This window comes from Shewanella sp. (genome assembly GCF_051658185.1).
GTDB lineage: Bacteria > Pseudomonadota > Gammaproteobacteria > Enterobacterales > Shewanellaceae > Shewanella.
Genome location: NZ_JBOFMC010000182.1, coordinates 1 through 8,799, shown reverse-complemented (window position 1 = coordinate 8,799; position 8,799 = coordinate 1). Strand labels below are relative to the sequence as shown.

At 47.0% G+C, this 8,799-nt stretch carries 6 protein-coding genes and 1 pseudogene; all 7 read left to right on the top strand.

Annotated elements, in window-relative coordinates:
- Positions 1 to 929, top strand: a 929-nt coding sequence (locus tag ACRCZA_RS07410; RefSeq protein WP_438673813.1) for a TonB-dependent receptor domain-containing protein, incomplete at its 5' end; no start/stop codon positions are given.
- 123 nt (positions 930 to 1,052) lie between these two features.
- Positions 1,053 to 2,573, top strand: a complete 1,521-nt coding sequence (locus ACRCZA_RS07405) for a tryptophan halogenase family protein (protein WP_438673812.1) — start codon at positions 1,053 to 1,055, stop codon at positions 2,571 to 2,573.
- Between the two features lie 38 nt (positions 2,574 to 2,611).
- Positions 2,612 to 3,304 (top strand): SapC family protein, encoded by a 693-nt coding sequence (locus ACRCZA_RS07400; protein WP_438673811.1) that lies wholly within the window; start codon positions 2,612 to 2,614, stop codon positions 3,302 to 3,304.
- A gap of 451 nt (positions 3,305 to 3,755) precedes the next feature.
- Positions 3,756 to 4,373, top strand: a pseudogene (locus ACRCZA_RS07395) (methyl-accepting chemotaxis protein); the annotation flags it as partial.
- A 28-nt stretch (positions 4,374 to 4,401) separates the two neighbouring features.
- Positions 4,402 to 7,095 carry a family 20 glycosylhydrolase gene (locus tag ACRCZA_RS07390; protein WP_438673810.1) on the top strand — a complete coding sequence of 898 codons (2,694 nt, stop codon included), beginning with the start codon at positions 4,402 to 4,404 and terminating at the stop codon, positions 7,093 to 7,095.
- A gap of 218 nt (positions 7,096 to 7,313) precedes the next feature.
- Positions 7,314 to 8,231 (top strand): N-acetylglucosamine kinase, encoded by a 918-nt coding sequence (gene nagK / locus ACRCZA_RS07385; RefSeq protein ID WP_438673809.1) that lies wholly within the window; start codon positions 7,314 to 7,316, stop codon positions 8,229 to 8,231.
- A 90-nt stretch (positions 8,232 to 8,321) separates the two neighbouring features.
- Positions 8,322 to 8,799: SIS domain-containing protein (locus ACRCZA_RS07380; RefSeq protein ID WP_438673808.1), on the top strand; the 478-nt coding region annotated here is incomplete at its 3' end.

Genomic DNA, 8,799 nt, shown 5'->3' with positions numbered 1-8,799 from the left:
ATGATTTGAGCACAGATAAAGCCAGTTATAACGACGTGCTACCTAGCATGAACATTGCCTTTGATTTAGCAAGCGATGTGATATTACGTGCATCGGCAGCCCAAGTTATCTCTAGACCCAATTATGCCGATTTATTTGCAACAACGAAATTACCTGGTTTTAATGATGGAACTCCAGGTAATGAAAAGGCTGTTACAGGTAATGTGGGGTTATTACCCTTCAAAGCGTCTCAAGCTGATTTAGGTATTGAATGGTACTTTAGTAGCGAAGGTTTGTTTGCCGCGACTTACTTTATTAAGGATGTTAGCTCATTTATTTCGACTAAAGAGAAATTAAATCAACAAATCGGTATTGAAGATCCTAACTTAATCAAGGAAGGCGTCAGTTCTTGTGGTGTTGGTGTATACGATTGTTGGACAGTCAGTGAAAACTTTAATGCCACTGGTGGTTCAATTGATGGTATTGAATTGCAGTTACAAGATGCGTTTGATAATGGCTTAGGTTACTCAGTCAATTATACTTTTGCTGATGCATCATCACCTGCTGAAAATTACGCTGATCGTGTTGGGGTCTTCTCTGATTCATCTAAGCACACCGTTAACTTAGTGGGCTATTATGAAATGGATGATTTCTCTGTACGTGCCGCTTACAACTGGCGTTCTGAATATATGATGCGTGAATTACCAGGGTTTTATGGTAACCGCGAGCATCAAGCCTATGGCACAGTCGATTTAAGTGCTAACTACAATGTGACTGACTATTTATCCGTGACATTTGAAGTAGTGAACTTATTTGAAGAAGATAGTATTCAAAAAGGTGTGGCTCCACTTGATGCCGAAGGTGTCATTAATGAGTTTAAAGCCAACTACCCAGTATGGAGTTTTGAAGGCGAGGCTCGCTACCAACTTGGAATGGCGCTGCGCTTCTAATATAGTGGTTTAGTTAAAAAAGCCTAGCAATTGCTAGGCTTTTTATTAATCGCTATAGATTAAAATAGCGTGCATATAGTTAGGAGTCTTGACCATGAAATGCGATAGAAATGGAATAGTGCTATGCAAATAAAAAAGGTCGCCATTATAGGGGGAGGGACTTCCGGTTGGTTAGCTGCTAACCATTTGGGGCGTGCATTAAAAGATAGGGTCGAATTAGCCATTACCTTGATTGAGTCTGCTGATATTCCGATTATTGGCGTTGGTGAAGGAACCGTTCCATCGATACGTCAGTCATTACAGCATTTTGGGATCAGCGAGACTGAATTTATTCAGTCATGTGATGTGACTTTTAAGCAATCGATTAAATTTGTTAATTGGCGAGATAAGCACAAACACGGTGAGGGTAATTTTTATCATCACTTGTTTGATAAACCTTACCCATTTAACGGTGATTTACTGGCACAGTTAATTTGCGAACCCAGCCAGCATTTTGCCGATGCGGTATCATTGCAACATGCACTTTGTGAATCCCATAAAGCCCCTAAATTAATTACGACCCCTGAATATACCGGTGTCGCTGGTTATGCTTATCATCTTAATGCTGCAAAATTTGCGAAATTATTGGCTAAAAATGCCATTGAGCGATTTAATGTCGAGCACATTCATGCCACGGTGACCGGGGCTACCTTTGCTCTAGACGGCACAATTGATCAATTGCAGACGGACAAGGGGCCGTTATCCTTTGATTTCTATATTGATTGCAGTGGTTTTGAGTCAATTTTGCTGGCAAAGCAATTGAGGGTGCCCTTTATCGATAAGTCTCACCAATTATTTATTGATACGGCCATCGTTGCACAAATCCCGACGCCGCCAGAGTCCAGTATTCCACCGTTTACGCTGGCAACGGCTCATCAGGCAGGATGGATCTGGGATATAAGCCTTACGCAGCGGCGTGGTACTGGGTTTGTATATTCTAGCCAGCACATGAGTCATGGGCTCGCGGCTGAGAAATTTGATTGTTATTTAGGCGGTAAACTTGCTGAGGTTGCTCATCGGCAGATCCCGATGAAAGTGGGTTACCGACAACAATTTTGGGCTAAAAATTGCGTGGCGTTAGGTTTAGCACAAGGATTTCTTGAGCCGATAGAAGCAACCTCGATTTTATTGACGGATTTTTCTGCGCGGTTTTTAGCTGAACGCTTTCCCTACGATAGAACGCAGCTGGAATATTTGGCCCAGCGATTTAATGAGACAGTGGCCAATGCTTGGGAAAGGGTGGTGGAATTTGCCAAATTGCATTACTGCCTATCCGATAGAGTGGATTCCGCATTCTGGCGCGATAATCAGCGGGAAGATACGATTCCAGAAAATCTGCAGCAACGGCTCAACCTGTGGCAGCGCTTTATCCCGATTGCTGAAGATTTTCCCTCTAAGTTTGAAGTGTTTAATCTAGACAATTACCAGTATGTGCTTTACGGCATGGGATTTGAGGCGAAGATGACGGCAGGTTTACCCGCTTGCGTGCCAGCTTGGCAGGCGGATGAACGCTTTAGTCGCAGTAAACAGCAGTGGTTGGCGCAGTTACCCGATCACCGAACTTTGCTCAATAAAATCCACATGTACGGTTTACAGGCCATTTAATGGCCATCATCAATCCCAGTTTGCACGGAAAACAACTCATGAAAACCCAATTTGTCCCCCTCAATGAGCTAACCCATCAACACTTAAAAATTAACAACAAAGTGGATTATCGCTTTTTTGAACAGATCCACATGCTGCCATTATTAGTGCCGGAGTTTATGTCGGCGGCAACCAGTTTCCCGATTATTTTTACCAAAAATGCCGAGACAGGAGAATTTTTGTCTGTGGCGGTGACATCCTTACGTCCTCAAGCTAATCAACTGTTAAATCAAGGGGTTTGGCGTTCACGCTATTTACCGCTCCAAGTACAATTGTATCCATTGGGGATGACTAAGATCAGCGATGATCGCCTTATCGTGGGTATCGATCTGAATAATACCAGTGTGTCCGAAACTGGAGATAACCCACTGTTTACCGCAGATGGCCATAAATCGGAGTTTCTTAATCACAAGCTTAAATTGGTGAGTTTGCAGGCAGACTATCAAGAACAGACTCGGCATTTTATTAAGGCGCTGTTACAGGCGGATTTATTGCAAGCGCGTGTGCTAACGGTGACTTCTTCGCAAGGAGTCAAAACCAATATTGACGGTATTTATACCGTGGATGAGCAAAAGCTCAGCCAGCTTAGCGATGAGGCTATGCTCGCTTTGGCAAAACGCGGTTTTTATGCCCCTATTTATGCGCACCTTTGCTCGCTTAATTTATTTGATTTAGTGATGGACAAAACCTGATCGCCACCCAGCCGCTTGCATGATGCGGTTGGGGATGGATTTTGGTCTAGCGTATCATGAATATCTATATGATTAATAAATAGTAAATTGGCTTGCAGCGATAAAGTGAATTTAGCTGTTAAAAAATGTAGCAATATTGTTTTTTATTGTGTAAGTTATCAATGACAGCGTTGTCATCCGCTTGTGTGCTTCGTTGTTTGTAAGGTCTGCATGAAAGGGATGAGGTCTCCTTATTCATGTATTTGGCAAGGGTATTGCTGTCGGGCTGCGATACGTTTGTCTTTGATATTTTGATAGTCTCTCCCCAGAAACTAGTGTTGGCTGGGTACTGTAATAAGTGCCTAGCCATTTTTTTAGCTAGAAATTGGTGTTTAGAGATAAACACAAGTTAGCGGCATTCATTAATAAAAATTCGCTGGTTAATCCAGTAATCAGAGGCTGCGATGAGGGTCTGCATCAGTTTGATACGGGGCTGGCGATTACCCAGCAACTGGCGGCGGAGTTAGCGCGCTCGGCCCAATCGGTGTCGCAATTACAACTGGAAACGGAGCGTATCGATGAAGTGGTGATCGTGATCAGCAGCATTGCCGAGCAGACTAATCTTTTGGCATTAAATGCCGCCATCGAGGCCGCCAGAGCGGGTGAGCAGGGGCGTGGTTTTGCCGTGGTCGCCGATGAGGTGCGATCCTTAGCGAGCCGCACGCAACAGGCAACGGGTGAAATTCAAAAAATGATCCAACAGGTGCAAACTCGTGTTGCCGAAACGGTCAGTGTGATGCAAGCGAGTCAAACCTTGTCAGATCAAGGGGTCAAACGCTCGGAAGAAATTAAGCTCGTGCTGGCGAAAGTGACTGATTTAGTCTCCAATATCAGTAATATGAATATGGAAGTTTCCCATGCGGCGCAGGAGCAAACCTGTGTTACCGAAGCCATTTCTCGTACATTAAACGATCTTGCCAATGTCTCAGGTTCAGCCTCCCTCGATAGTGAGCAATTAGCACAATCGAGTGAGCGACTGTCTCACCAAGGGGAAAGACTGCGGACGTTGGTCACTTCTTTCAGATTGTAGCCATTTCTGAAGCTAGAAAAGGAATATCATGAATAAAACGATTGCCGCCACCGCCATTTTAGTTGCATTAGGCTTAAGTGCCTGTAGCGAAGGGCCTAAAACTGTCAATACGCCGGTGTTAAGTTCAGCCGAGCAGCCAACATCGGCGCCAGTAACTCAAGCGCAACTACAGCAATTTGGGGACAATTTAGGCGTTACCTACCGGGTTCTCACTAATCGACCCGACGATAACTGTGACAAGGCCGCCGCCGAAGGTCGCTGCTTTGTGGCTGAAATTGATTTTGTCCCCGGGGTTGAGCTCATAGGCCAAGATTGGGCGATTTATTTTAGCCAAATGCGTCCAGTGCAATCTGTTGAAGGCAAAGAGTTTTCTATCACTCATATTAAAGGCGATCTCTATCGCATCGCGCCTACTGAGGCGTTTAGCGGTTTTAGCAAAGGGGTAAAAAAGACCTTAAGGTTCCGCGGTGAGCTGTGGCAATTGTCTGAAACCGATGCCATGCCAAACTATTACATCGTTGCTGGAGATTTATCGCCGGTGGTGATTGCCAGCACGCAAGTGAAGCAAGATCCTGAGACTCGAATGGAAGTGCGTCCCTATGTTGAGCCGTTCACTGATATGGTGAAGCAGTATCGCCGCACAGATACGGATAAATTGGCGCCCGCCACCGCAACACAGTTATTTAGCAATAACCAAAATGTTAGCGAAGATGCCAGTTTAGTGGCCAATACCATTATTCCAACGCCGCAAAAGGTGACGATCCACTCTCACGATAAAGCGGTGTCACTCACCTCTGGCATTCAATTGGATGTCGCGTCAGTGTCCAGTCCATCCGCTGAAAAACCGTCTTTTAAAACCGATCAGGTTGCAGCGGCGCTTGAACGCTTAGCACGGTTGGGCGTCAAAGAATCAGACCAAGGCTTAGCGGTGAAACTCAGCTGGCGCCAAGGCGCACAGGGCAGTTATCTGCTGGATATTAAACCTGATGGTATCAAGATTGCCGCAGGTGATGCGGCTGGATTTTCCTATGCGTTATCGTCACTTGCCAGTTTGATCGATGTGCAGGATTTGCGCGTAAATGCCATGACGATTGAAGATAGCCCAAGATACTCCTTCCGCGGTATGCATATCGACGTGGCCCGTAATTTCCACAGTAAGGCGATGATTTTTGCTCTGCTTGATCAAATGGCGGCATACAAACTCAACAAATTACATTTGCATATGGCCGATGATGAAGGCTGGCGCTTAGAGATTGATGGCTTGCCTGAGCTGACCGACATTGGTAGTAAGCGTTGCCACGATCTTGAGGAAAATACCTGTTTACTACCGCAACTTGGTAGTGGTCCTTTGCCGGAGTCGAGCGTTAATGGTTTCTATAGTAAACAAGACTATATCGAGATTCTCCAGTACGCCGATGCCCGCCAAATTCAAGTGATCCCTTCGATGGATATGCCAGGCCATAGCCGCGCGGCGATTAAAGCGATGGAAGCGCGTTACCGTAAATTACTCGCCCAAGGCAAGCCTGCGGAGGCGAAAACTTATCTGTTGTCGGATGCGGCGGATACCACTGTGTATGCTTCGGTGCAGTATTACAACGACAACACCCTTAACGTTTGTATGGAGTCGACCTATCGCTTTGTCGATAAGGTGATTGATGAAATTGCGGCCTTGCATAAGACCGCTGGCGTGCCATTAACCCGTTACCATATCGGTGCCGACGAAACTGCCGGCGCTTGGAAACAGTCCCCCGAGTGTTTAGCGTTTGTGGCCAATAACGATAAAGGCGTTAAATCTATTGAGGAATTAGGCGCTTATTTTATCGAGCGTATCGCCCATCAGTTGGCACAAAAAGGCATTGAGGCCGCAGGCTGGAGCGATGGCATGAGCCATGTACGTCCAGAGAATATGCCTGCAAAAGTGCAATCGAATATTTGGGATGTGATTGCCCATAAGGGCCACGAGCGCGCCCATAAACAGTTATCGCAGGGCTGGGAAGTGGTGCTCTCTAATCCTGAAGTGCTGTATTTTGACTTCCCCTATGAGGCCGATCCTAAAGAGCATGGTTATTACTGGGCGAGCCGCGCGAGCAATAGCCGTAATGTCTTTAGCTTTATGCCTGACAATTTGCCAGCTAATGCTGAGCAATGGACCGATATTGAACAGCGTCCCTTTGAAGCTGATGATAGGCCAAAGCGTGACGCCGCAGGACAGATTATCTCGGGACCAAGGCCTGAGGGTAAGACTGTTAGTGGTCTGCAGGGGCAACTTTGGAGCGAAACTATCCGCAGTGATGCAACCGTTGAATATATGATTTTCCCGCGCTTACTCATGCTGGCTGAGCGGGCATGGCATCATGCAAGTTGGGAGGTGCCTTATCAGTATCAGGGCGCAGTTTATCATCAAGGTTCTGGCTATTTTACCCCTGCAATGCGTAAGGCTCAGGCACAATCTTGGTCACAACTGGCAAATACATTGGGGCATAAAGAGTTAATCAAGTTAGATAAAGCGGGGATTGATTACCGCGTACCGACCGTCGGTGCCCAAATCCGTGACGGCAAACTGTTTGCCAATGTTGCTTATCCTGGGCTTAAGATTGAATACCGCGCCGCCAATGGGCCATGGCAAGCCTATCAAGCGGGGCATGCCGTGACACCGCCGATTGAGATCCGCGCCATCGCTGCCGATGGGGAGCGAAAAGGGCGCAGTTTACTGGTCCACTAATTCAGTTTGAGATGGCTGCATTTATAACAAAAATGCAGCCATTATTTTTTGTTGGGTTGCCGCGGTGCTTGGCCCATTTAGATTTTGCGGATCACCTCAAAAATTAAATGACAACGCTGTCATTTCTGCTGTAACATTGGTTTAACTAAAGTTGAGCGCAGTATTAACGCAATAATATAAACAATAAGCGCGCGATATTGATAGGGAAGAGGGATGTCATGGGATTGGTCCAGACAAAAGATCCACAACTGTTTTTAGGTGTCGATGGCGGCGGCAGTAAGTGTCGAGCTTCCATCTATTTGGCAGACGGTACCGTTTTAGGGACAGGTGTTGCTGGACGCGCGAATCCACTGCATGGGCTGACGCAGGCATTGGAGTCGATTGAGACATCGACCCGATTAGCTTTGCGCGATGCGGGGCTGCAGGAGACTGATTGCCAGTTGTTGGTGGCCGGTCTTGGCCTTGCAGGGGTGAATGTCCCGCATCTGTATCAGGACATCATCAATTGGCAGCATCCTTTTGCCGCAATGTATGTGACTACGGATTTACATGCAGCCTGTATTGGGGCTCACCGCGGCGCGGATGGTGCAGTGATCATCACTGGTACCGGCTCCTGCGGTTATGCTCATGTCGGCAATACCAGTTTAAGCATTGGCGGCCATGGTTTTGCCTTAGGTGACAAGGGTAGCGGCGCTTGGCTTGGCTTAAAAGCGGCGGAGCATGTGCTATTAGCGCTGGATGGTTTTGCGGCGCCGACAGGCTTAACCCAAGTGTTATTACAGCAACTTGATGTGAGTGATGCGCTCGGCATTGTTGAAAAATTAGCTGGTAAATCATCTAGTTGTTATGCCGCTTTAGCAAGAGGCGTGCTCGATTGTGCCCATCAGGGGGACGCGGTTGCAGCGGCGATTGTACAAGAAGGCGCGGATTACATTAGCGAGATGGCGCGCAAGTTATTTAGCCTTAATCCTGTGCGATTTTCTATGATTGGTGGTCTTGCCGAGCCCTTGCAGGCCTGGCTTGCTGCCGATGTGGTGGCCAATATCTCTCCGACCTTAGCGCCGCCTGAGCTCGGGGCGATGTATTTTGCCCAGCAGCAACTCAATCAGCAGCAACTCAAACAGCAGCATCTGTAATTGCAGCATTGTGAATAGCAACTATCGAATTACTCGATTTTTATCGGTGATACACCGCCGAACCCTGAAGTGGAATATAAAGGTAACAACATGACTAACACGATAATGGAGCAAGAAGCTCGCACCGCCCCGCAAAAGATTGCAGCCCAGTTAGCTGCTAACGTTGACATTATGCAACAGTTGGGGGAAAAACTGCGGGCGTTCGATCCTCGTTTTGTGATGATCGTCGGCCGCGGATCTTCCGATCACGCGGGGGTTTTTGCTAAGTATCTTTTTGAAATCGAAGTCGGGGTCCCCACTTTTGCTGCCGCGCCATCGGTGGCGAGTGTTTACGGGAAAAGCTTGAAATTAGCTGGTGGCTTGGTGATTGTGATTTCACAATCTGGCCGTAGCCCTGATATTTTGGCTCAGGCCCGCATGGCGAAAAATGCCGGCGCATTTTGTGTCGCGTTAGTGAATGATGAAACCGCGCCGATTAAAGATATCGTTGATGTTGTTGTGCCATTAAGGGCCGGAGAAGAAAAGGCGGTCGCCGCAACTAAGAGTTACCTTGCGACCTTGTCGGCGA